The sequence below is a fragment of the Oceanicaulis sp. genome (assembly GCA_040112665.1).
Taxonomy (GTDB): domain Bacteria; phylum Pseudomonadota; class Alphaproteobacteria; order Caulobacterales; family Maricaulaceae; genus Oceanicaulis.
Genome location: CP157796.1, coordinates 1,504,164 through 1,525,402 on the forward strand (window position 1 = coordinate 1,504,164; position 21,239 = coordinate 1,525,402).

The following is a 21,239-nucleotide window of genomic DNA, read 5'->3' on the forward strand; positions in this document are numbered from 1 at the left end:
ACACCGCGATGAAACAGGGCGTCCTCAAACACGCGATCGACAAGAAGCCCGAGGCGGGCGATTTCAAGATCGTCGAGGCCGAGACCCCGGCCTGCCCGGACGGCGGGGTCCTGGTCAGGCTCGAGTTCGTCTCGATGGATCCGTATGTCGGCGCCCGCCTGCGCGGCCGGCATATGGGCGAGCCGGCGCCGAGACCGCTCGAAGACCCCATCCCCGGCCACGGCGTGGGGCGCGTGGTGCAGACCCGGACGACCGAGCTGAACGAAGGCGATCTCGTCTATCTGACGGAGGCGGGCTGGCGCGAATACGCCGCTGCGCCCGCCGGCTCGGTCCGCAGGATCGCCGAGACCGGCATCGAGCCCTCGATCTTTCTGGGCGCGCTGGGCATGCCGGGGCTGACCGCCTGGGCGGGAATGACCCAGCTGGCCGAGGCCGGGCCGGGCGATGTCGTGCTGGTGGACGCTGCGGCCGGTGCTGTGGGCGGCTCGGCGGGGCAGATCGCACGGGCGCGCGGCGCGGACCGGATCGTCGGGATCGCAGGCGGGCCTGAAAAGTGTGCGCTGGTGGAGCAGACCTACGGCTTCGACGCCTGCATCGACTACAAGGCCGAGGGCTGGCAGGACCGGCTCGCCGAAGCGCTCGAGGGAGAGCTGAGCGTTCATTTCGAGAACGTCTCCAGCGACATTCTCACGATCGCGCTCACCGCGATGAAGCCCTATGGCCGGGCGGTGCTGTGCGGGCTCGCCGCGCACTACCAGACCGGCAAGCCCGCGCCCGGAATTCCGTTCGGCCTCGTCATCGGCAAACGGGCCAAGCTAATGGGGCTGGTGGTGTACGATTTCTACGACCGCTGGGACGCCTTCCTGTCCGAATGCGCGCTGTTGGTCCGCAACGGCCGTCTGACCATCGCCGAGGACCGCGCAGACGGGCTGCACGCCGCACCCGAAGCCTTCGCCCGGCTGATGAACGGGCAGAACCGGGGCAAGGCCCTGATCGCGCTGTGAGCTTTTCTTTTCTCCCCTTTATCGCTTCCCGGGCGCCCGCAGGGCGACCCGGGATCTACGTTCGGCGCTCAGCCAGGATTGCTGAGTGTTTCCGGTGGATCCCGGCTCGGCGCCCCGGCCTGCGCCGGGGCTTGGCCGGGAAGCGAGGAAAGAGACGCGGGGAGGGCGAAGCATGACCGCCAACCACGCCTGGGGGCGGCGCGGCGCGGTGCGGGTGGACGGTCTCGCCGTGCATTACCGCCGCGCAGGGCCTGAAGGCGCGCCGGCGGTTCTCGCGCTGCACGGCAGCCCGGAGAGCGCGTCCGCGCTCGCCGACCTCGCAGCGGTCCTGTCTGACAGGTTCGACGTGATCGCGCCGGACACGCCGGGCAACGGGCTCTCCGAAGCGCTGCCCGGCGAGGCTCTGACCAGCGGTGATCTCGCCCGCGCGGCGCTGTCCTTCATGGACGCGCTGGGTCTGGACCGGCCTGCGGTCTACGGCTTTCACACCGGCGCGGCGACCGCGATGGAGCTCGCTTTGATCGCGCCGGACCGGGTGTCAGGGATGGTGCTCGACGGCTATCCGGTCTGGACCAAAGCCGAACGCGAGAGCCTGCTCTCGCATTATCTCGTCAGTTTTCCGCCGGTCTGGGACGGCGCGCATCTCGCCTCGATCTGGGCGCGGCTGGAAGAACAGCGCCTGTTCTTTCCCTGGTATGACCGCCGCCTGTCTGCGCGGATGGATCTGCCGCCTGCGCCTCTGGCGCTGCGGCTGCGCCGGCTGCGGGATTTCCTGACCGCCGGGCCCGCCTATGTGCCGGTCTACCGCACGGCGCTGGAGCGCCGGGGCGAGGAGGGGCCGGACCGGGTCTCGGTCCCCACCCTGATCGGCGCGAGCGATCCCGATCCGCTGAGCGTGCATCTGGACCGGATCGAAAGCCCCGCCCCGACAATCGACATCGAGCGCTGGGGCGCGGACCGGCCCGCCGCCTTCGACCGCATCGCGGCGTTCATCGCCGATCATCCCGGCGCGGCGGCCGGGCCGGACCCGGGCGACCCGGTTCTGCTCCGAAGCCTCGCCCGGCCTGAACCGGTCGCTGGCTGGACGCCGGACGATCATGGCGGGTTCCTGCTGCAGATCTGGCGCACGCTGCGGCTTCAGGCGATCGCGCGGGCCGAGAGCGACGACGCGCTCGCCGCCGGGCTCGATCCGCATGCGCTGCACGCCCGGCTGATCGCGGCGATCCAGGCCGAAACCGGACTTTGAGCGGTTTTCGCTGCACGGGCGGGGGAACGGGCGGGCCCCTGGCGCGTCGGACTTGAACCCGCCGCGCGGCGCCTTTAGCTCGATGACATGACCGCATCCTACCGCCCCGACCCGAAATTCGCCGCCATGGGCGAGGACGTCTCCGTACCGGTCGAACCGGCCGATTTCCCTGAGGCCCGGCAGATCTGGTGGAACCACCGCTGGGCGCGCGAGGTCGGCCTCGATCTCGATGAAGGCGCGCGCAAGGCGCATTTCCATCGCTTCGATCCGCTGCCCGATAACCAGGCCGAACCCCGGGCGATCCGGTATCACGGCCATCAGTTCCGCGTGTACAACCCCGAGATCGGCGACGGGCGCGGATTCCTGTTCGGCCAGCTGCGCGACTCCCGTGACCGCCTGCTCGATCTCGGGACCAAGGGGTCGGGCCAGACGCCTTTCTCCCGATCGGGCGACGGGCGATTGACGCTGAAAGGCGCGGTGCGCGAGATCCTCGCCGCCGAGACGCTCGAAGCGCTGGGCGTCTACACCTCGAAGATCTTCTCGGTGTTCGAAACCGGAGAGCAGCTTCACCGCGGCGACGAGCCGTCTCCGACGCGCTCTGCTGTGATGACCCGGCTGCAGCACTCACATGTCCGCTTCGGTGTGTTCCAGCGCCACGCCTATCACGACCGCGCCGACACGATCGAAGCGCTGGTCGATTACAGCCTCGCCGAGCTTCTTCCCGAGGCCGATCACGACCGCCCCGACAAGGCCGCCGCCCTGCTGGACGCGGCGTGCCGGAACTCCGCCCGGCTGGTCGCCCAGTGGATGGCGGCGGGCTTCGTGCACGGCGTGCTGAACACCGACAATCTGGTGCTGACCGGGGAAAGCTTCGACTACGGTCCCTGGCGCTTCCTGCCGCATTTCGAGCCCGGCTTCACGGCGGCCTATTTCGACCATTCGGGGCTCTACGCCTACGCCCGCCAGCCCGAAAGCGTGTTCTGGGCGCTGCAGCAGCTGGGCGGCGCGCTGACGCTGGTGGGCGACCGGGACCAGCTGATCGAGGCGCTGTCGGCCTATCCCGAGCACTACAAGGCGGAGATCCGCACCGCCTTCCTGCACAGGCTGGGGATTGCAAGCCTCGATCCCGAAAGCGACGGGGCGCTGGTCACAGGCCTCCTCGATTTCATGAAGGAGAGCGAAATCCCCTTCGAAGCGGTCTTCTTCGACTGGTTCTGCGGCGCGGCCTCGGCCACGCGCGCCGAGGCGAGCCCGCGCGGGGAATTCTACGCCCGCGCCGATTTCGCGCCGGTCCGCGCCGCCATCGAGGCGCGCGATCCCGTCCGGCCTGAACGGCTGGGCCATCGCTATTTCGACCGCGCCGACCCGCTGCACATGACGATCGATCTGGTGGAGGGGCTGTGGGCGCCGATCGCCGAAGCCGACGACTGGTCGATGTTCGGCGACACGCTCGCCCTCATCGCGGAGGCGCGGGCGGGCTATGATCTGGGCGCGGGGCGGACCGGTTTTCTGCCCGAGGAGAGCTGATGAGCGATCTCGAATTCGTCCGCGCGCCGTATTTCGGCGGCGACCGCGTGGTTCACGCCTTCACCACGCGCACGGGCGGGGTCAGCGAGGGCCCGTTCGAGAGCCTCAATCTCAGCTGGTCGCGCGGTGACGACAAATCCAATGTCGAGGAGAACCGCCGCCGGGTCGCAGAGGCGCTGGGCGGGGTGAGCCTGGTCTTCGCCAATCAGGTGCACGGCACAAACGTTCTGAAGGTCGACGCCAAACCCGAAGGCCGGTGGTCGGCGGGCGAGGGCGACGCGCTGATGACGAACGTGCCGGGCCTGGCGCTGTGCGCGCAGACCGCCGACTGCGTGCCGATCCTTCTGCACGACCCGGCCAATCGCGCCGTCGCAGCGGTGCATTCGGGCTGGCGCGGCACGGTGAAGGGCGTGCTGGCCGCCACGCTCAACGAGATGGAGATCGCCTACGGCACGCGGCCCGAACAGGTTCAGGCCGTGATCGGCCCGGCGATCTGCAAGGAGAATTACCGCGTCGGCCCGGAGGTGCTGGAAAAGTTCGAGGTTCATTTCGGCGGGCTGGACGATGCGCTCGCCGGGCCGCGCGACGAGGAGGGCGGGGCCGGGCTCGACGTCGCCGAGGCGTGCCGCCGTCAGCTGATGATGGCCGGCGTGCACGAGGATTTCATCGTCCGGCTGAACCACTGCACGTTCGCCGATCGTGAGCGCTTCTTCTCCTGCCGCCGCGCGGCGAAGGACGGCCATCCCGGCGCGTTCGGCGGTCAGTGCGGGGTGATTGCGCTGAACAAATAAATACATAGCTGTAAATCTCACGTTAAGGCTGCTCGCACTTTGGTTTGACAAGCGAAAGTGGGGTGGTGCGATGACGGATTCGGCTTTGACGAGATTTGTCGCGTTCTCGTTCTCGACGGCGGACATACTGATCGAGACCGACCTTGAAGGTGTGATCGGCTTTCACGCCGGCGCAACCAGCCGGTTCGAAGGGCTCGCGACCGTGACGTCTGGATCAACGCTCGCCGACTGCTTCGGGCCTGCGGGACGATCGATAATCGCCACGGTGCTGAACGCCCCGCCCAATCAGGGACGGGCTGGACCGTTCCCGATCCAGTCCGGTGATGCGCGTGGCGAGCTGAGCGCCTGGCGGATGAAGGACGCGCCCAGCATTCAATGGGCGATCCGGCTGAAAAAAGACAAGCAGGGCGCAGCGGCTTCCGGCGGTGAGTTCGCAGAGGCTGCCGGACGGGCGATCGAAAAGGCACGCGCGGCCGGGCGCTCGGTCGATCTCGCGCTGGTCTGGCTCGACAACGCCGAAGAGGTCCGAGACGTGCTCAGCGATCGCGAGGCGGACGGGTTCTTCGAGTCGCTTCAGCAACTCGCACGACTGCACGCCTTCGAGGACGTGCGGACGGAGATCTCCGAAACGGTGGTCGGCCTTTTGCCGGCAGAGCCCGGTGCGCTCAAACAACTGGAAGCCGACATCGACGCGCTCGCCCGCGCCGAGGGTTTCGAGCGGGTCAGTGCGGCCTCACGCTCACTCAAGACCGAAGGCCTAGAGCCGGAGCAGGCCGTCGAGGTGTTCCTGGAAGCCGCAGCCGGGTTCGATCCCGACGACATCGATCCCGCGTTCGACGATCCCTACGCCGCCGTCGCTGAACGCGCGCGGCGCCTTTCAGAGGCGCGCAAGCTTGCGGTCAAGCTGTCGATTCACAATCGGATTTTCGAACCCTACGTGCAGCCCCTGGTTGATCCGAAGGCAGGCGCGCCGGCGCAATACGAAATGCTTTGCCGCCTGCCTGGCGGGCGTTCCTTCGCGCCAGGCCTCCTGCTGGCCGAGCAGAGCGAGGCGACGATCGATCTTGATTTGGCGATGTGCGAGGCTGCGATCGAATTCCTCGAAGCTTCGCCTGACCGGCCCGGCCTGCACGTGAATTTATCGCCCCGCTCGCTCGGCGCGCCGGGCTTTTTCGATATGCTGAACGCCAAGCTGCGCGCGACCAAAATTGCGCCGGAGCGCCTCGTCTTCGAGATCACCGAAACCGCTGAAATCCAGAACTTCGAACTTGTCCGCAGTATCACTGATCGTCTGCGCTCGATGGGATATCGTATCGCGATCGACGATTTCGGCTCCGGGGCGGCGGGGATGGCCTATCTGTTCAAGCTGCCGGTCGACATGATCAAGCTGGACGGGGGCCTCGTCCCGCAGTCCAATCCCACCGAATGGGAGCGCGAAATGTTTCGCGAGATGGCGCGCTTCGCGCACGGGCTCGGCTCTCAGGTGGTCGCCGAACGCGTCGAACACCGTTGGCAAGCGCTGGTGTTTGAACAGGCCGGCTTCGACCTGCTTCAAGGCTTTCTCTATGGCAAGCCTTTTCCGCTCGCCGAACTGGGCGAACGCTTCAAACCCAGAGCCGTCCGCCAAGGCGCGATCGAAGCGTTCGGTTAGACGAAGCGCGCGGCGGCTTCGGCGATCACCTGTTCTTCGTCGGTCGGGATCATCCAGACCGAAACCGCGCTGTCGGGCGCGCTGATCTTCACCGGCGCGCCGCCGGCGCGCGCGTTCACGTCGAGATCCAGCTCGACGCCCAGCCAGCCCAGCCCCTCGCACACCGCTGCCCTGACAGACGGCGAGTGTTCGCCGATCCCGGCGGAGAAGACGAGCGCGTCGAGCCCCTGCAGGCTGGCGCACATCGCCGCGATCTCGCGCCGGCAGCGGGCGATGAAGTAGGCGAAGGCGGCCTTCGCCGCGTCGGTGCCCGCGCTTTCGACCGCGCGCATGTCGCCGCTGGTTCCGGACAGACCTTTCAGCCCGCTCTGCCTGTAGAGCAGATCCGTCAGCGCCTCGGCGCCGAGGCCTTCCTCGCTCATCAGATAGAGCAGCACGCCGGGATCGATCTGTCCGCATCGGGTCGCCATGGGCAGGCCGTCGAGCGCGGAGAAGCCCATCGAGCTGTCGCAGCTCACCCCGTCTTGAATCGCACACAGCGACGCGCCGGACCCCAGATGACAGAGCACGGCGCGTGAAGGCGTGCCGCCCTCGGCCTCGCTCAGGGCGCGGGCGAGATACTGATAGCTCAGCCCGTGAAAGCCGTAGCGCCTCACGCCTTGCTCGTAATAGCGCGCGGGCAGGGCGAAGGCGTCGGCGGTGAAACCGTGCGTGCGATGAAAGGCGGTGTCGAAACAGGCGACCTGGACCGCGGCGGGAAAGGCTTTCCGCGCGGTGCGCACGGCCTTGAGGTTATGGGGCTGGTGCAGCGGGGCGAGCGGGACGAGATTTTCGATCTCCGCTTCGACCTCGGCGGTGATCTCGGCGGGACCTGAAAACCGCGCCCCGCCGTGAACGATCCTGTGACCGACGCCATGCACGCGCTCGCCCGCCGCCTCGCCGGCGATCTCGAGCGCGGCCTCGAGCGCGCCTTCATGCGATCCGCCGCGTTTGAGGGTGCGGGTCTCGTCCTCCCGGCCAGGGCGCTTCAGGGTGAGTTCGGCCTGATCCTGACCGACGCCGTCGACATGACCGGTCAGCCGCCGCTCGCGCCCGTCGCGAGCGTAGACGGCGAATTTCAGAGACGACGAGCCGGCGTTGAGGGTGAGAAGGCTCACGCCTCGCCTCCTTCTTCGCCCGCATCGTCATCGTCGGTCAGGCCCGGCGCAGGCTTTCCGGTCTTCAGCCAGACCGCGTGGAGCGCGGCGACCGCGCAGCTCATCAGACGGGAGAACTCGTTGTCCGCGCGGCTGGTCAGGATCACCGGCGCCCGCGCGCCGATCACCACCCCGGCGCTTTCCGCCCGCGCGATGAAGGTCAGCTCCTTGGCGAGCATGTTGCCCGCCTCGATATCGGGCGCGACCAGGATTTCCGCCCGGCCGGCGACCTCGCCCTTAAGCTTTTTCACTTTCGCCGCGCCGGGATCGACCGCGTTGTCCATGGCGAGCGGGCCGTCCACCAGGCCGCGCCTGATCTGGCCGCGATCGGCCATCTTCGCGAGCGCTGCGGCGTGCAGCGTCGAGGTCAGGGCGGGGTTGATCGTCTCCACCGCCGAGAGCACGGCCGCCCTGGGCGTCTTCACGCCGAGCGCGCAGGCCAGATCGATGGCGTTCTGGACGATGTCGGCCTTGGCGGCGAGATCGGGCTCGATATTGACCGCCGCGTCGGTGACCAGGATCAGCCGATCCATCCCCGGCACGTCCATGACGAAGCAGTGCGAGACGCGGCTGTCGCCCCTGAGCCCGAAGGCCCGGTTCAGCACCGCCCTCAGAAGCGTGTCGGTGTGAAGATGGCCCTTCATGATCGAGGCGGCTTCGCCCTCGGCGACCATGCGGCAGGCGGTCTCCGCGGCGGCCTTCGCATCGCCCGCCTCGACGATTTCGAAGCCCGACAGGTCGCGGCCGATTTTTCCAGCCGCCGCCTCGATCTTTTCGGGCCGGCCGACCAGCACCGCCTTGATCAGCCCGCGATCGGCGGCCATCAGCGCGCCGTGAAGGGAGTCCTCGCTTTCAGGGCAGACCACGGCGGTGCGCGCCGCCTCGATCCCCTCGCACGCCTTCAAAAGCCGGTCGAAATGGGGATGCCGGCGCACCAGCAGGTCGGGCAGGGCGTAGCCTTCGAATTCGCGCGGGTTCTCGGGGGGCGCGACGACGAGCTCGCCGGTGAAGGCGGTTCCGTCCGGGCCGTCGACCCGGGCGGCGAGCGTGACGGTCTTCTCGTCCTTGCCGGTGACTTCAAGCCGGATGGCCGCGGTCTGCCCCAGGCTGAGCGGCGCGCCGACCTCTCCGGTCCAGCGCAGCGCGCGCGAGCCGGGGCCGGGCAGGGTGCGTGCGACCAGGGCTGCGACCAGCCCGCCCAGATAGGCCGCCGGCGCGAACGCTTCGGGCCGGCCGTCCCCGTCGCCGTCGATCTCGGGCAGGTGCAGCGGGTTGAGATCGCCCGAGGCGTGCGAATAGAAAACGAGATCGTTCGCGGTGACCGTGCGCCGGGTCTCGGCGGTCTCTCCGATCTCGATCTCGTCGAGGGCGCGGGCGCGCGCCGGTGCGTTTTCAGCCATCTGTCTGTCGGCCATCGGGCCTCCTACATCGGCCGGCCGTTATTGGCCTGAAGCAGCATGCGCCGCAGCTTGCGCATGCCGCCCACCCAGCGGTCGCGCTCGCCGCCTTTCATGGCGGCGTATTGCGGCGTCTGTTCGTGGGTGGTCACGAGAAAGCGCTTGTCCTCGATCGCCTTGAGAAGGGCGCCGGCCACGTCCTCGGGTTCGATATATCCCGACAACCCCTGCGCCCCGCCTTCGATCCCTTTGACGAGCGGCGTCTTCACCCCTTCCGGGCACAGGCAATGGACCTGCAGCCCGTCGTCGCCATGGGCGATCGCCATGCTCTCGGCGAACGAGACCGCCGCGGCCTTGGTGGCCGAATAGGCCGCGTCGCCGATCTGGTTGAGCAGGCCTGCGGCCGAGGCGGTGACGATGAACACGCCGCTGCGCGCGGCCATCTTCCGCGCCAGGTGCCGGGCGGCGTACACGCTGGCCATGACGTTGACGTCCCAGCAGGCCTGCCAGGCGGCGTTCGGCGCGTCGCCCGGGCCCCAGCCCGGCCCGTCGGTCGCGCCGATCCCGGCGTTGGAGAAATAAAGATCGATCTCGCCCAGCTCGCGCTCGACCTGGTTGATGAAGCGGGTCAGCGAGAACTCGTCGGTCACGTCCACCGCCCGGCCCATGCCGCCGCACGCCTCGCCGACCTTCGCCGCCGCCGCGCCGTCGAGATCGGCCACCGCGATCTTCATCCCGCGCGCGTGCAGCGCCTCTGCGACGGCCTTGCCGATCCCGCTCGCGCCGCCGGTGACGATTGCGACCTTTCCTGTGAAATCCATGACGCCCGCCTCTGCCAGACCTGAACACTTCAGCGGCGAGCCTAGAGTGATTTAACCGGCCGTGGGAACTCTCTCAGCGCCCGTCGACCGCAGCGGCCAGGATCGCGGCGACGATCGTCAGCGCGGCGCGGTACTGGTCGAGGGTTTCGGGCTTCTTCACCGAGCTGACTACGTTGGGAAAGCTCGCACAGGCGCGCTGCAGCCGGTCCGCGTCGCCCGAGAACACGATCACCGGAATGCGCGCCAGCGTCTCGTCTTCCAGCATCCGGTCGAGCAGCCAGAGCCCGTCCTCGCCCGCAAGCCTGAGATCGAGCACGACGCAGTCGGGGGCGGGGCCGGCTTTGAGCGATTCGAAGGCCTGCCGGCCCTCGACCATGCGCTCAATCTCGGCGGCGCCGACATCCTCGCGCAGCATTTTCTCAAACAGGAAGGCGTCCTGGTCGTCGTCTTCGACCAGCAGGACGCGGCGGTGCTCAGGCGTCTCGGTCATGAAGTAGGGGCCCCTAGACTGGGCCGCAGGGTAGCCGAGCCCGCACGCCGTGACCAGCGAGGCTACAGCCGGACCACATCCTCGTCGATATCGATCGGCGCAGGGTCGGACGCGCCTGACAGGGCGGCCAGCTCGATGAGCCGTTTCATCAGCGCGTCCGCGTCCATCGCGCGGAGCGCCGCGTAGTCGAACACCAGATCGGCGCGCTTTTCAGGCTGGATCGGCGTCATCGCCCAGTTTGCGAACAGCCGCTCGCCCGGCGTCCAGTAACGCGCCAGCACGACGCCGTCATGGCGCTCGTCGCGATAGATCCGCTCGAGCAGACGGCTGAGCGCGCCGCGCGGCCCCTCGACGAGCTGAAGATAGGCGTCGCGGCTGCCCGCCAGCACGCCGGTGATCTCGTCGGCAGTGTTGTTCGGCCGGCTCTGCGCTGCGATCCCGGCGAGGCGCTCGCGCACGGCTATCGGATCGGTCGCCCCGTCGGCGCGGCTGAAATACAGGCATGCGTCGACCATCGGTGTCTCCCGGTTTCTGCCTCAGGTAGACCTGCATCGTTCGAGCTCGCTCGTCACCCCGGACATAATTTATTATTCAGTCGCCGCGAACCGTTCGCGCCGCCGCGCTCGGCGCTGGCCCGCCGCGTTCGGGCTTGTTAGAAACACGCCGCGTGTCCCCGTAGCTCAGCAGGATAGAGCATCAGATTCCTAATCTGAGGGTCACAGGTTCGAATCCTGTCGGGGACACCATTCCCTTTTATTGCCTCGCTTCGCTCGCATTCGGCCCATCAGGGGCCGGCGCGCGGTCGCGCTTGCGGGCGCTTTCGCGCCCGGAGCGGTTGAAAAAAAAGCCCGGCGCGCCGCGCCGGGCTTTTTGGTTGGATAACCGCTAGACCCGCTGATCGGGCGTGTCGAAGCGGTCGAGCATCATCACCTTGCGCCAGGCGCGGGCGAAGTCGTGCACGAAGCGCTCCTTCATGTCGTCCTGGGCGTAGACCTCGGCCACCGCGCGCAGCTGTGAGTTCGAGCCGAAGACGAGATCGACCCGGCTGCCCCGCCAGCGCTCCGCGCCGGTCTCGCGGTCGGAGCCGATGAAGACCTTCTCCGAGCCGTCCTCGGGCTTCCAGGCGGTCGCCATGTCCAGAAGGTTCGTGAAGAAGTCCGGCGTGAGCACGCCCGGCCGGTCGGTGAACACGCCCTCTGGCTTGCGGCCGTGATTGGCGCCGAGCACGCGCAGCCCGCCGATCAGCACCGTCATCTCCGGAACCGACAGCGTCAGAAGCCGGGCCCGGTCGACCAGAAGCTCCTCGGCCGGCACGGTGTGCTCGGCGTGGACATAGTTCCTGAACCCGTCCGCGGCCGGCTCGAGCGGTTCGAAGCTCTCCGCGTCGGTCATCGCTTCGGTGGCGTCGGTGCGGCCCGGCGTAAAGGGAATGTCGACCGGAACGCCGGCGGCTTCGGCGGCCTTTTCGACCGCCGCGTCGCCGCCGAGCACGATGAGGTCGGCGAGCGAGACTTTCTTTTCGCCCTCGCCGTCGAACTCCGCCTTGATCTTTTCGAGCGCCTTGAGCACCGGGCCGGTGCGGGCGGGCTCGTTGGCTTCCCAGTCCTTCTGCGGGGCCAGGCGGATGCGTGCGCCGTTCACGCCGCCGCGCTTGTCTGAGTCGCGGTAGATCGAGGCCGCAGCCCAGGCGGTGAAGACCAGATCGGCGGGAGCGACGCCCGCGCCGAGGATCTCTCGCTTGAGCGCCTTCGCGTCCGCATCGTCGATCAGCGCGTGGTCGACCGCCGGAACCGGGTCCTGCCAGATCAGATCTTCTTCGGGGACTTCCGGGCCGAGATAGCGGCTCTTGGGGCCCATGTCGCGATGGGTCAGCTTGAACCAGGCCCGCGCGAACGCGTCGGCGAACTGGTCGGGGTTCTCGTAAAAGCGCCGGGAGATCTTCTCGTAGTCCGGATCGGCTTTCAGCGAGAGGTCGGTGGTGAGCATGATCGTGCCGACCGGGCCTTCGTCATGGGCGCCGGGAGCGAGGTCGTCCTGACCCTTGGGCGCGTACTGCCAGGCGCCGGCGGGGCTTTTCGTCAGCTCGAACTCGTAACTGAACAGGTTCTCGAAATACCGGTTCGTCCACTTGGTCGGCTCCTGGGTCCAGGGGCCTTCGAGCCCTGAGGTGTGGGTGTGCGCGCCATGGCCGAGCCCGTGCGCGTTCGTCCAGCCGAAGCCCTGGCTCGCAATGTCCGCGCCTTCAGGCTCGGGGCCGACCTCGGCGTCCGCCGCGCCGTGGCACTTGCCGAAGGTGTGACCGCCCGCGATCAGCGCCACGGTCTCCTCGTCGTTCATCGCCATGCGGCCGAAGGTGACGCGGATGTCGTGCGCGGCGGCTTCGGGATCGGGCTTTCCGCCGGGGCCCTCGGGATTGACGTAGATCAGCCCCATATGGCTCGCGGCCAGCGGGTTCTCGAGATAGCGGTCGCCGGTGAACCGGTCCTGGTCGCCCAGCCATTCGGCCTCGGTGCCCCAGTAGACGTCGGTCTCGGGCTCGTAGATGTCCTCACGGCCGCCGGCGAAGCCGAAGGTCTTAAAGCCCATCGTCTCCAGCGCCACGTTTCCGGTCAGCACCAGAAGATCGGCCCAGCTGAGCTTGTTTCCGTATTTCTGCTTGATCGGCCAGAGCAGGCGCCGCGCCTTGTCCAGATTGGCGTTGTCGGGCCAGGAGTTGAGCGGGGCGAAGCGCTGGGCGCCGGAATTGGCGCCGCCGCGGCCGTCGGAGACGCGATAGGTCCCCGCCGCGTGCCAGGCCATGCGGATGAAGAAGGGGCCGTAATGACCGTAATCGGCAGGCCACCAGGGCTTGGAGTCCGTCATCAGCGCGGCGAGATCGGCCTTCACCGCGTCGAGATCGAGGCTCTTGAACGCCTCGGCGTAATCAAAGCCCGGCTCCATCGGGCTGGGGCTCACCCCGCCATGGGTGAGGATGGAGAGGTCGAGCGAATTCGGCCACCAGTCGCGATTGGTGCGCCCCTGGCTGGGGGCGGTGCGGGCGAAGGGGCAGCGGGCCTGGTCGTCCATGAGGGGCTCCTCGGGCTGGCGGCGGGCAGAGGGGCGCGCGCCGTTCTAGTCGCAAAGCATGACCCGGCCGGCCCCGAATTGTCACACTCAGAATAGTGATAAAGCCCATAGGCGAAATCGATGTCTTGTTATTTTTCCATAGATTTAAAGGCCGGCCGCCAGCGCCGCCTGCCCGGCTGTCGCCTGAATGCATCACATTCCGGCCGCGTCGATCGGACACGCCGGGCTTCATCATGGTGTCGCCCAGCCGTCATCGAAGCGTAGCGAACCGATCCCATAACCCCTCTCGGAATTCCGGGATTTCCGGACCGGCACGGACCTCAAGGGGGATATGATGAAACGCACCGCACTCATGCTCGGCGCCGCTTCGGTGCTGGCGCTCGCCGCCGCCACCGCCGCGAACGCGGCCGAGATCACCGGCCGCATCACGGAAGCCACCGGCGATATCGGCCTTCAGGGCGCGATCGTGCGCATCGTGGAGACCGGTCAGACCACCTCGACCGACCGCCAGGGCGAATTCCGCTTCGCCAACGTGCCGGCCGGCGAATACACGCTGGAGGTCAGCTATCTGGGCGCGGACCAGCAGACCCGTCAGGTCGTGCTGACCTCTGACGCGGACGCGGTGACCACCAACTTCACGCTCGGCGGCGACGTGTCGGTGCGCGACAACATCCTCGTGGTCGGCCAGCGCGGCCAGCTGACCGACGCGATCAACCGCCAGCGCTCGGCCGACGGCCTGATCGCGGTGCTCTCTTCGGACGCGGTCGACCGCCTGCCTGACGAGAACGTCGCCGAGGCCGCGCGCCGCGCGGTCGGCGTGAACGTGCTCAACGACCAGGGCGAAGGCCGCTTCGTCTCGATCCGCGGCATCGACCCGAACCTGAACACCACCACGGTCAACGGCGTGCGCCTGCCCTCGCCGGAAAGCGACAACCGCCAGGTGCCGCTCGACGTGATCGATTCCGACGTGCTGTCCTCGATCGTGATCTCCAAGTCGCTGACGCCGGACATGCCCGGCGACACGATCGGCGGCAATATCGAGATCGAGACGCTGTCGGGCCTGGATCAGGACGACCGCCTGCTGCAAGTGCGCCTGCGCGGCATCTACGCCGACATCGTGGAAGATTACGGCTATCGCGGCTCGGTGACCTTCGCCGACAACTTCATGGACGGCCGTCTGGGCGTGGCGCTTTCGGTCTCCGACCAGGAGCGCGCGTTCGGGTCGGACAACGTCGAAGTCGACGGCGGCTGGGATTTCGGCGAGTCGGTGCCGTTCCCGGGCGAGTTCGAACTGCGCAATTACGACATCACGCGGGAGCGGACCTCCTACGTGTTCAATCTGGACTTCGACGCCAGCGAGAGCACCTCGCTCTATCTGCGCACGACCTATTCGGACTTCTCAGACCAGGAATTCCGGTCGCGGGTCGAGAACAAGTTCGAAGACGCCGAGTACAGCACCGCGGCCTCGGGCGGCGGCGTGGCCTTCTTCAACGCCACCGGCTCTGACGAGTACGAGGTCGATCGCGACATCAAGGACCGCCTGGAAACCCAGACCATCTACGCGATCGCGGCCGGCGGGGAGTCGATCTTCGGCGCCTGGACGGCCGATTACCAGATCGCCTACGCCTACGCCGAGGAAGCCGAGCCGAACCGGATCGACGCCGCGTTCCGCCAGAACTTCGACACCGGCGTGTTCGGCGTGGACGTGAGCAACCCGATCCGGCCGCGCCTGGTGTTCGGCGACGCCGCCTCCGAAGCGGCCTATTTCGACGCCTCGGCCTATGAGTTCGACGATCTCGAATACCTCAACGGCGTCGCCGAAGACGACGAATGGTCCGCCGAGTTCAACCTCAATCGCGAAACCAGCTTCGGCCGGTATTACGGCTATGTGCAGGGCGGCCTCAGCTACCGGACCCGCGAGAAGGGCTACACCGCCGATCTCGAAGTCTATGACGGCTTCGGTCCGCGCGACCTGTTCCTCGACGAGTTCGGCGAGACCGTCGATTTCGGCCTCAACCCGATCGGCGTGACCCCTTCGGCGGGCGCGCTGCGCCAGTTCTTCTTCGCCAACCGGTCCGACTTCGAACTCGACCCGATCAACACCGCGATCGGCTCGGCGGCGGACTTCTACCGGGCCGAGGAAGACGTGTTCTCGGGCTATCTGATGGCTTCAGTGGACATCGACCGGCTGCGCATCGTCGGCGGGGTCCGCGTCGAGGACACCGAATACGCAGCCCGCGGCTTCGAAGTGCTCGAGCAGGCTGTCGAAGAAGTCGTCGCCGGCGACGTCACCGGCTCGTTCGCCGGCTTCATTCCTGCCCCCGCCCTGCCGGGCACGCTGATCGCCGATACGGTGGAAGCGGACTACGACTCTGTGGCCGACGAGACCGAGATCGAGGGCGACCGGGTGTATCGCCGCGAGGTCAGGGCCTCGAACGACTACACCGACTGGCTTCCGAGCGTGAACCTGCGCTACGAGGCGAGCGATCGCATGGTGCTGCGCGGCGCCTATTACGCCTCGATCTCGCGGCCGAATCTGGCCCAGGCCGCGCCGCGCGTGGCCATCGAGCAGGACGACGGGGGCGATGTGGAAGCCGAATTCGGCAACCCCGATCTCGAACGTCAGCAGGCGCACAATTTCGACGTCGCGGTCGAGTACTACCCCAACCGCGACTCGGTGGTCTCGGCCGGCCTGTTCTACAAGTCGATCGACAACTTCATCGCCGCCCAGGAATTCACGGGCATCACGGTGAACGGCGTCGCGATCGATGAAGGCCTGAGCTTCGTGAACATCGAAGAGGCCGATCTGCTCGGTCTCGAACTGAACTACCAGCAGGCGCTGACCTTCCTGCCGGGCCTGCTGCAGCACACCGTGATCGGGGCGAACTACACCTATGTCGACAGCGAAGCCACGCTGCCCGGCGGCCGTGAGATCACCCTGCCGCTGCAGTCCGAGCAGGTGGCCAACCTGATCCTGGGCTATGACGACGGCGATCTCGATCTGCGTGCCGCGCTGTCCTTCCGCGACGAGTATATCGACGTGATCGACGAAGGCGGCGCCGGGATCGACCGGATCATCGACGCCCACATGCAGTTCGATTTCTCGGCCAAGTACGACGTGACCGAGAACCTGCGCGCCTATCTCGACTTCAAGAACATCAACGACGAGCCCTTCGTCGCGGTCTTCCGCGACGGCGGCCGCACGGTGAACAGCCAGTACGAGACCTATGGCTGGCAGGCCCAGTTCGGCTTCCGCTACACCTTCGGCGGCTAGGACGACTTCAGACGCGAGCGAACCCCCGGGAGCCCGGCTCCCGGGGGTTTTCTTTTCCGCGTCACCGCCCCGCCATGGCGTGCACGGCGGCCAGCGCTTCTGCAGTGATCTGATCGTCGTCGAGATCGTCGAGCGCATGCGCCGCCGAGCCGGCGGTGAAGCCCAGAAGCACTGGTTCGCCCGTGACCTTGTGCAGGTTGAACCAGCCCGCAAAGCGGCCCGGCCTTTCGGCCATGAAGCCGAACCCGTCGGCGTCTTCAGGCCAGAAGGCGCGCTCGAATTTCAGATAGACCTTGTCCAGAAGCCCCATGCCGAGCCGGTCGATCGCGCCGGTCTTGGCGCCGGGCAGGCCGGGTTCGAAGCGCACCGCACTGTCCTCGAGCACGCCCAAAGGCAGGGTGACGAGCACGGCGTCCGCTCGAACGACCTCGCCGCCGGCCAGCGCGATTTCCGCGCCGTGCTCACTCCATCCCACCGCTTCGGCTTCCGCGCCCAGCCGGACGGCGTAATCGCCCCCGAGCACGGCGAAGATCTGGTCGTAGCCGCCGGGAAACACCGCCTCCGCGCCGGGAAAGGCGTCTGTGAACGACCGCATGGACGGGTGAAGATCAGCCATGTCGGCGGCGAAGCCGAGCTCGTAATCCAGCGTGTCGCGGAAGGTTTGCGGGGTCAGCAGATAGCGCCGCCGACGGCCCGCCGCGTCATATATCCTGATCCGGTCCCAGGACGTGACGGCGAGGTCCGCGCCGGCCCGCCGCGCCAGCGCTGTCACAGGGTTTCCGTCAAGGCCGTGGATCCAGCTCGCGCCCAGATCGAGGGCCGGGCCGAGCGAGCGGTCGGTGTGCACCCGTCCGCCGATCCTGTCGCGCGCTTCAAAGACGGTGACTGTGCGCCCGGCCTCGCTCAGCGCCTGCGCCGCGGCGAGCCCCGCCGCGCCCGCGCCGATCACCGCGATCGCCCTCGCCGGGGTCGCCGCGATCTCCCGCGCCGCACGGGTGCCGCTCATCAGCGCGCCATGAACGGTGGAGGGCTTGTCCGGCTCGGTCGCCTCGCCGGCGAAGAAGACGCGGTCGCTGATCGGCGCAGCCAGCGCCAGCCGGTCCTCAGGCCGGGCGCGGACCGAGAGGAAGGAGTAGGACCCGCGCGCGAACCGGTCCTGCGCCCAGCGGGTGATCCGCGCGCCGGTCAGCGGCGCAGGCTCGCCGAACCCCCGCCCGCCGCAGCCGCCCAGCGCAAACCCGCTGAGCCCCGCGCCGAGACCGGCGAGGGTGCCTCTACGTGTGAAGCCGGTAATCCGATCGAGCACCATCGCGCCTCTTTCAATATAGCGCGGGAAGTGAACCGTCCCGCAGCCGTCTCGGCAAGACTGTTCGCGGCGCAGCCGGACCGCTTCGCTATGGCGCTCGGGATGTGGACGTGGTTAAAATGCAATTGTGGGGCGTACGAAGAACGTACAGGTGAAAAGCGGGGCGGAGCGATGACAGGCGTTCTGCGAATCCTCTTGATCGTCGTGCTGTTCGCCGCGAGCACTACGGCGTTCGCGCGCAATACCGACCGCGACGCACAGCTGCAGATTTCCGCCGCGGTCTACGCTGCAGCCGCCACGCAGGCCGCGATCCAGCGGCGCGCCGACGAGCGGACCCGCGCCTTGCAGGCCGAGATCGACGCTCTTGCCTCGGAGGTCGCGGCCGGCGAAGCCGAGCGTGAGCGCCTCGTGCAGGCGCACGAGGCGCTTATTTCCGATCTCGCCGAGCGTGACCGCGAATACGCGGTGGAGATCGCGGTTTTTCGCGGCGCGCTCGAAACGATCGTGGAAACCGAAGAGGGGTTGGCGGCGCTGGCGCGGTTCAACGCCGGCGACGAGATAGGAGCGCTGGACGTGCTCGACGATCTGGCTGAGGCCCGCGCTTCAGCCCGCGAGGCGGCCGCGCGCACCGCCGAGGCCGAAGACCGGCGGCCGACCGCGAACCTCGCGCTGGACGCCCAGCGGCGCGGACGTGTGCCGCTGAATTCGGTGATCGAACGCTTCCAGCGCATCGTCGCGCTCGACCCCGGCGGTCTTCGTGAATGGCGCATCCTGGCGGTGCTGCAAATCGAGGCGGACGATCTTGAAGGCGCGATCGCCAGCGTGCGCACCGCCCTGGAACGCGCCGAAGGCTCAACTGAAGAGCCAGGTCTGCTCGAGCAGCTCGGCGAGGCGCTCGTGCTCAACGGCGATACCGTAGGTGCGCTTGAAGTGTTTCAGCGCCGGCTCGCGATCGAGCGCGCCGCGCTGGCGGCCGATCCCGACCATCCGCCGAACAGGCGCACCGTGTCGGTGGCGCTGCACGATCTGGGTCAGGCCTATGGCGACCTGGCCGATTACACCGCTGCGCTCGAGGCCTATCGCGAGGCTCGTGCGATCAATCGCGCGCTCGTCGACGCTCTGCCCGTCGAGGGCGACCCGGCCGCCGCCGAGAGGTGGGCGTATACGGTGATGCGGTCGCTGACCGTCAGCCTGAACCGGATGGGCGAGACCCATCGCCTGCTGGGCGATCTGCCCGCAGCGCTGAGTGCGTTCCGCGAAGCGCACGAGATCCGGGTGACGCTGCGCGAGCTCGAACCGGAGTCGATCGAGGCCCTGCGCGATATCGGCGTGTCCTACGACCGGATCGGCGACATCCTCGTCGAGCAGGGCGACACGGCCGCGGCGCTGGAGGCGCGCCTCGCCTCGCTTGCGATCTCCGAACAGCTGATCGAGATCGACCCGGAGTCCGCGCTTCATCTGCGCGGCGCGTCGGTCGACCTGCACAAGGTGGGTCACATCCTGCGCGGCCGGAACGATCTGGACGGGGCGATGGCGCACTATCAGCGCGCGTTCGAGATTCGCAGCGGGCTGGCCGAGAAAAACCCCGGCTCCGGCCGGGCGCAGCGCGATCTCACGGTGAGCCTCAACAATCTCGGCGATCTTCACATGATCCGCGCCGAACCCGCCGAGGCGCTCGCCCGGTACCAGGCCGGCCTCGGCGTCCGTCGCGCCCTGGCCGCGGACTATCCGGACTCCATGCAGTTCAAGCGCGATCTGGTGGTGAGCCTGGACAATGTCGGCGAGGCCGAGCTCGCGCTGGGCGATCACCAGGCGGCGCGCGCGGCGCAGACCGAGGCGCTGGAACTCGCCGAGCTGATCTACGACGCTGCCCCGGACTCCGCGCAGGCGGCTCGCGACGTGGCCCAGGCGCTCGTCCGGCTGGGCGCGATCGAAACCGAGGCGGGCGATCCGGCCGCCGCGCTGGACCTGCTCGTCCGGGCCCGATCGATCTATGACGGACTTCTGAGCGACGATCCCAGCTCCGTTCTGGTCCTGGGCGCGATCGCGACGACCGACCAGGCGCGCGGCGCGGCGCTGGCCGCGTCCGGGGCGCCGCAGGAGGCGCGCGCCTCGCCCGACCTGATCGCGGCGCTGAGGGCGCGCCTGTCCGCTGCCCCGGTGACGCTGGCCTATGTCGGCGCCGAGGCGGGCGAGGACGCGCTGCGCATCGCGCTGGGCCTGCGCGAACGGGCGCTGACAGAGACGCTGTTCGACGCGCCGGTCTTCCTGCCCGTGCGCAAGGGATCGGGTCTGCCCGCCCATGAGGGCGGGGCGGCGTTCGCCGCCGGGGTTCCCGTGCTCGCCTGCGCGAGCTGGTCTGAAGTGATCGCCGCTTCGGGCATGCTGGACAGGACGCCGGACGGTCTGGCGCGCGACCATCACGAGGCCTATCGCATCCAGGACGGCGACGGGCCGGCCGCCGCGCCCTGGGAGGCGCTCGCTGAGCGCTTCCGACAATCCAATCGCCGCGCGGTCGCCCATTTGCCCGCCAAGCTGGCGAGCCTGGGGTTCGATGTCACCCCGCTGACCGGCGAGGCCGGGTTGTCTCCGGAGTCCCGGCCGTCGCTCGCACCCGAAGAGACGCTGTACCGCAACGCCACCGAGCTGATGGAGATCGCCCGGCTCGAACACTTGCGCTGGGCTGCGGACCGGCTGGTGGACGGCTGGCGCTTCGGCGAGGTGCGCGACGACGCGGCGCGGACCCATCCCAACCTCGTCGACTTCGACAGCCTGCCCGCCGAGATCCAGGCCTACGACATCCGTCTCGCGGCGCTGCTGAGCCGATGGGTGCGTCCCGGCGAGGGCGGGCTCCGCCGCGTAACGGGCCGCCGCGCCGCCCCCGAAGAGATCGCAGCCGATCGCGCCGCCGTCGAGGCCGCCGGAATCGATCTCGGCGAACTGGCGTAAGCGGCGCGAGCGCCAGACAGCGGCTTGCCGGGTACGGCGATCGTGAGTAATCGATCCTGCATGCGCCGCTCTGTTCTAATCCGTGTCGCCGCCGCGTTCGTCGCGTTGCAGGCGTTATGGTCCGGCTTCGCCGCCACTGCGCTGGCCGCCGGCGTGGACGAGGCGCGCTATTTCTGCGGCGTTCTGACGCCGAGTGCGGAAGCCCGAGCCGCAATGGCCGAGCTCATCGAACTCGCCGGCCTGGAAGACCCCGCGGCGGAAACGGCCTTCACACCTGACGATTGCCCGGCCTGCACCTTCGCGGCCTTGCCGCCGTGTGAGCCGTGTACGCCGTTCAGGCCCGCCTTTACGCTATCCGCAGCCTCCGCCACGCAGGCCGGCGTCCTGACGGTCCGCCAGATTCGCGGCCCGCCCGTCGGCCTCAGGGCGCCGCCTTTCTCCGTCTGAGCTTTCGATCACCATCGACCAGCCGGCCGCCCGGCCGGCGCGGCGCGTGTCTGCGCCTTGCTCTGACGGAAAGA

The 21,239-nt window shown here is 68.3% G+C and carries 15 protein-coding genes and 1 tRNA gene; 9 read left to right on the top strand and 7 right to left on the bottom strand.

Translation table 11 applies throughout. From position 1 onward, the window contains the following. Positions 1-8: 8 nt before the first annotated feature. The 5 genes from ABL308_07195 to ABL308_07215 all read left to right on the top strand — a co-directional run bounded on the left by ABL308_07195 (position 9) and on the right by ABL308_07215 (position 6,219). Positions 9-1,004 carry an NADP-dependent oxidoreductase gene (locus ABL308_07195; GenBank protein ID XBQ17660.1) on the top strand — a complete coding sequence of 332 codons (996 nt, stop codon included), beginning with the start codon at positions 9-11 and terminating at the stop codon, positions 1,002-1,004. Between the two features lie 172 nt (positions 1,005-1,176). Beyond that, the gene (locus ABL308_07200) at positions 1,177-2,250 is read left to right on the top strand and encodes an alpha/beta hydrolase (GenBank protein ID XBQ17661.1); all 1,074 of its coding nucleotides are present in this window, start codon (positions 1,177-1,179) and stop codon (positions 2,248-2,250) included. Between the two features lie 87 nt (positions 2,251-2,337). Then, positions 2,338-3,777 carry a protein adenylyltransferase SelO family protein gene (locus ABL308_07205; protein ID XBQ17662.1) on the top strand — a complete coding sequence of 480 codons (1,440 nt, stop codon included), beginning with the start codon at positions 2,338-2,340 and terminating at the stop codon, positions 3,775-3,777. Next, positions 3,777-4,568 (top strand): peptidoglycan editing factor PgeF, encoded by a 792-nt coding sequence (gene pgeF / locus ABL308_07210; GenBank protein ID XBQ17663.1) that lies wholly within the window; start codon positions 3,777-3,779, stop codon positions 4,566-4,568. The genes ABL308_07205 and pgeF overlap by 1 nt, the downstream gene beginning before the upstream one ends. An 85-nt stretch (positions 4,569-4,653) precedes the next feature. Beyond that, on the top strand, positions 4,654-6,219 hold the full coding sequence (locus ABL308_07215; protein ID XBQ17664.1) for an EAL domain-containing protein: 1,566 nt from the start codon (positions 4,654-4,656) through the stop codon (positions 6,217-6,219). On the opposite strand, the gene ABL308_07220 is transcribed toward ABL308_07215, so the two are convergent. From ABL308_07220 to ABL308_07240, 5 genes are all read right to left on the bottom strand, one after another. Beyond that, a complete protein-coding gene (locus tag ABL308_07220) occupies positions 6,216-7,376 on the bottom strand; it encodes an acetate/propionate family kinase (GenBank protein XBQ17665.1) in 1,161 nt (386 codons plus the stop codon). The genes ABL308_07215 and ABL308_07220 overlap by 4 nt on opposite strands. Next, a complete protein-coding gene (locus tag ABL308_07225) occupies positions 7,373-8,830 on the bottom strand; it encodes a bifunctional enoyl-CoA hydratase/phosphate acetyltransferase (protein ID XBQ17666.1) in 1,458 nt (485 codons plus the stop codon). Before ABL308_07225 ends, ABL308_07220 begins: the two co-directional genes overlap by 4 nt. An 8-nt stretch (positions 8,831-8,838) precedes the next feature. Next, a complete protein-coding gene (locus ABL308_07230; protein XBQ17667.1) occupies positions 8,839-9,633 on the bottom strand; it encodes an SDR family oxidoreductase in 795 nt (264 codons plus the stop codon). Positions 9,634-9,706: 73 nt separating this feature from the next. Beyond that, complete coding sequence (locus tag ABL308_07235; GenBank protein ID XBQ17668.1) at positions 9,707-10,123, bottom strand: response regulator; 417 nt, start codon at positions 10,121-10,123, stop codon at positions 9,707-9,709. Between the two features lie 62 nt (positions 10,124-10,185). Then, positions 10,186-10,638 carry a BLUF domain-containing protein gene (locus tag ABL308_07240; GenBank protein XBQ17669.1) on the bottom strand — a complete coding sequence of 151 codons (453 nt, stop codon included), beginning with the start codon at positions 10,636-10,638 and terminating at the stop codon, positions 10,186-10,188. Between the two features lie 154 nt (positions 10,639-10,792). On the opposite strand from ABL308_07240, the gene ABL308_07245 reads away from it, so the two are divergent. Next, positions 10,793-10,869 (top strand) — tRNA-Arg (locus tag ABL308_07245). Between the two features lie 139 nt (positions 10,870-11,008). Here ABL308_07245 and katG read toward each other — a convergent pair. Then, positions 11,009-13,189: a catalase/peroxidase HPI gene (katG, locus tag ABL308_07250; GenBank protein XBQ17670.1), complete on the bottom strand. Its 2,181-nt coding sequence runs from the start codon at positions 13,187-13,189 to the stop codon at positions 11,009-11,011. 334 nt (positions 13,190-13,523) lie between these two features. Here katG and ABL308_07255 point away from each other — a divergent pair, with 334 nt between their 5' ends. Next, positions 13,524-16,463 (top strand): TonB-dependent receptor, encoded by a 2,940-nt coding sequence (locus ABL308_07255; GenBank protein XBQ17671.1) that lies wholly within the window; start codon positions 13,524-13,526, stop codon positions 16,461-16,463. A gap of 61 nt (positions 16,464-16,524) precedes the next feature. On the opposite strand, the gene ABL308_07260 is transcribed toward ABL308_07255, so the two are convergent. Beyond that, on the bottom strand, positions 16,525-17,769 hold the full coding sequence (locus ABL308_07260) for an FAD-dependent oxidoreductase (GenBank protein ID XBQ17672.1): 1,245 nt from the start codon (positions 17,767-17,769) through the stop codon (positions 16,525-16,527). Between the two features lie 171 nt (positions 17,770-17,940). On the opposite strand from ABL308_07260, the gene ABL308_07265 reads away from it, so the two are divergent. Together ABL308_07265 and ABL308_07270 are read left to right on the top strand one after the other, a co-directional pair. Then, positions 17,941-20,718, top strand: a complete 2,778-nt coding sequence (locus ABL308_07265) for a tetratricopeptide repeat protein (protein XBQ17673.1) — start codon at positions 17,941-17,943, stop codon at positions 20,716-20,718. A 60-nt stretch (positions 20,719-20,778) separates the two neighbouring features. After that, the gene (locus tag ABL308_07270; protein ID XBQ17674.1) at positions 20,779-21,165 is read left to right on the top strand and encodes a hypothetical protein; all 387 of its coding nucleotides are present in this window, start codon (positions 20,779-20,781) and stop codon (positions 21,163-21,165) included. Positions 21,166-21,239 lie beyond the last annotated feature (74 nt).

Excerpts from the sequence above, each read along its gene's own strand:
- ABL308_07240 (XBQ17669.1), bottom strand. The coding sequence starts at position 10,638 with ATGGTCGACGCATGCCTGTATTTCAGCCGCGCCGACGGGGCGACCGAT.
- katG (XBQ17670.1), bottom strand. The coding sequence starts at position 13,189 with ATGGACGACCAGGCCCGCTGCCCCTTCGCCCGCACCGCCCCCAGCCAG.
- ABL308_07255 (XBQ17671.1), top strand. The coding sequence starts at position 13,524 with ATGAAACGCACCGCACTCATGCTCGGCGCCGCTTCGGTGCTGGCGCTC.
- ABL308_07205 (XBQ17662.1), top strand. The coding sequence starts at position 2,338 with ATGACCGCATCCTACCGCCCCGACCCGAAATTCGCCGCCATGGGCGAG.
- ABL308_07265 (XBQ17673.1), top strand. The coding sequence starts at position 17,941 with ATGACAGGCGTTCTGCGAATCCTCTTGATCGTCGTGCTGTTCGCCGCG.
- pgeF (XBQ17663.1), top strand. The coding sequence starts at position 3,777 with ATGAGCGATCTCGAATTCGTCCGCGCGCCGTATTTCGGCGGCGACCGC.
- ABL308_07230 (XBQ17667.1), bottom strand. The coding sequence starts at position 9,633 with ATGGATTTCACAGGAAAGGTCGCAATCGTCACCGGCGGCGCGAGCGGG.
- ABL308_07200 (XBQ17661.1), top strand. The coding sequence starts at position 1,177 with ATGACCGCCAACCACGCCTGGGGGCGGCGCGGCGCGGTGCGGGTGGAC.
- ABL308_07225 (XBQ17666.1), bottom strand. The coding sequence starts at position 8,830 with ATGGCCGACAGACAGATGGCTGAAAACGCACCGGCGCGCGCCCGCGCC.
- ABL308_07270 (XBQ17674.1), top strand. The coding sequence starts at position 20,779 with ATGCGCCGCTCTGTTCTAATCCGTGTCGCCGCCGCGTTCGTCGCGTTG.
- ABL308_07195 (XBQ17660.1), top strand. The coding sequence starts at position 9 with ATGAAACAGGGCGTCCTCAAACACGCGATCGACAAGAAGCCCGAGGCG.
- ABL308_07235 (XBQ17668.1), bottom strand. The coding sequence starts at position 10,123 with ATGACCGAGACGCCTGAGCACCGCCGCGTCCTGCTGGTCGAAGACGAC.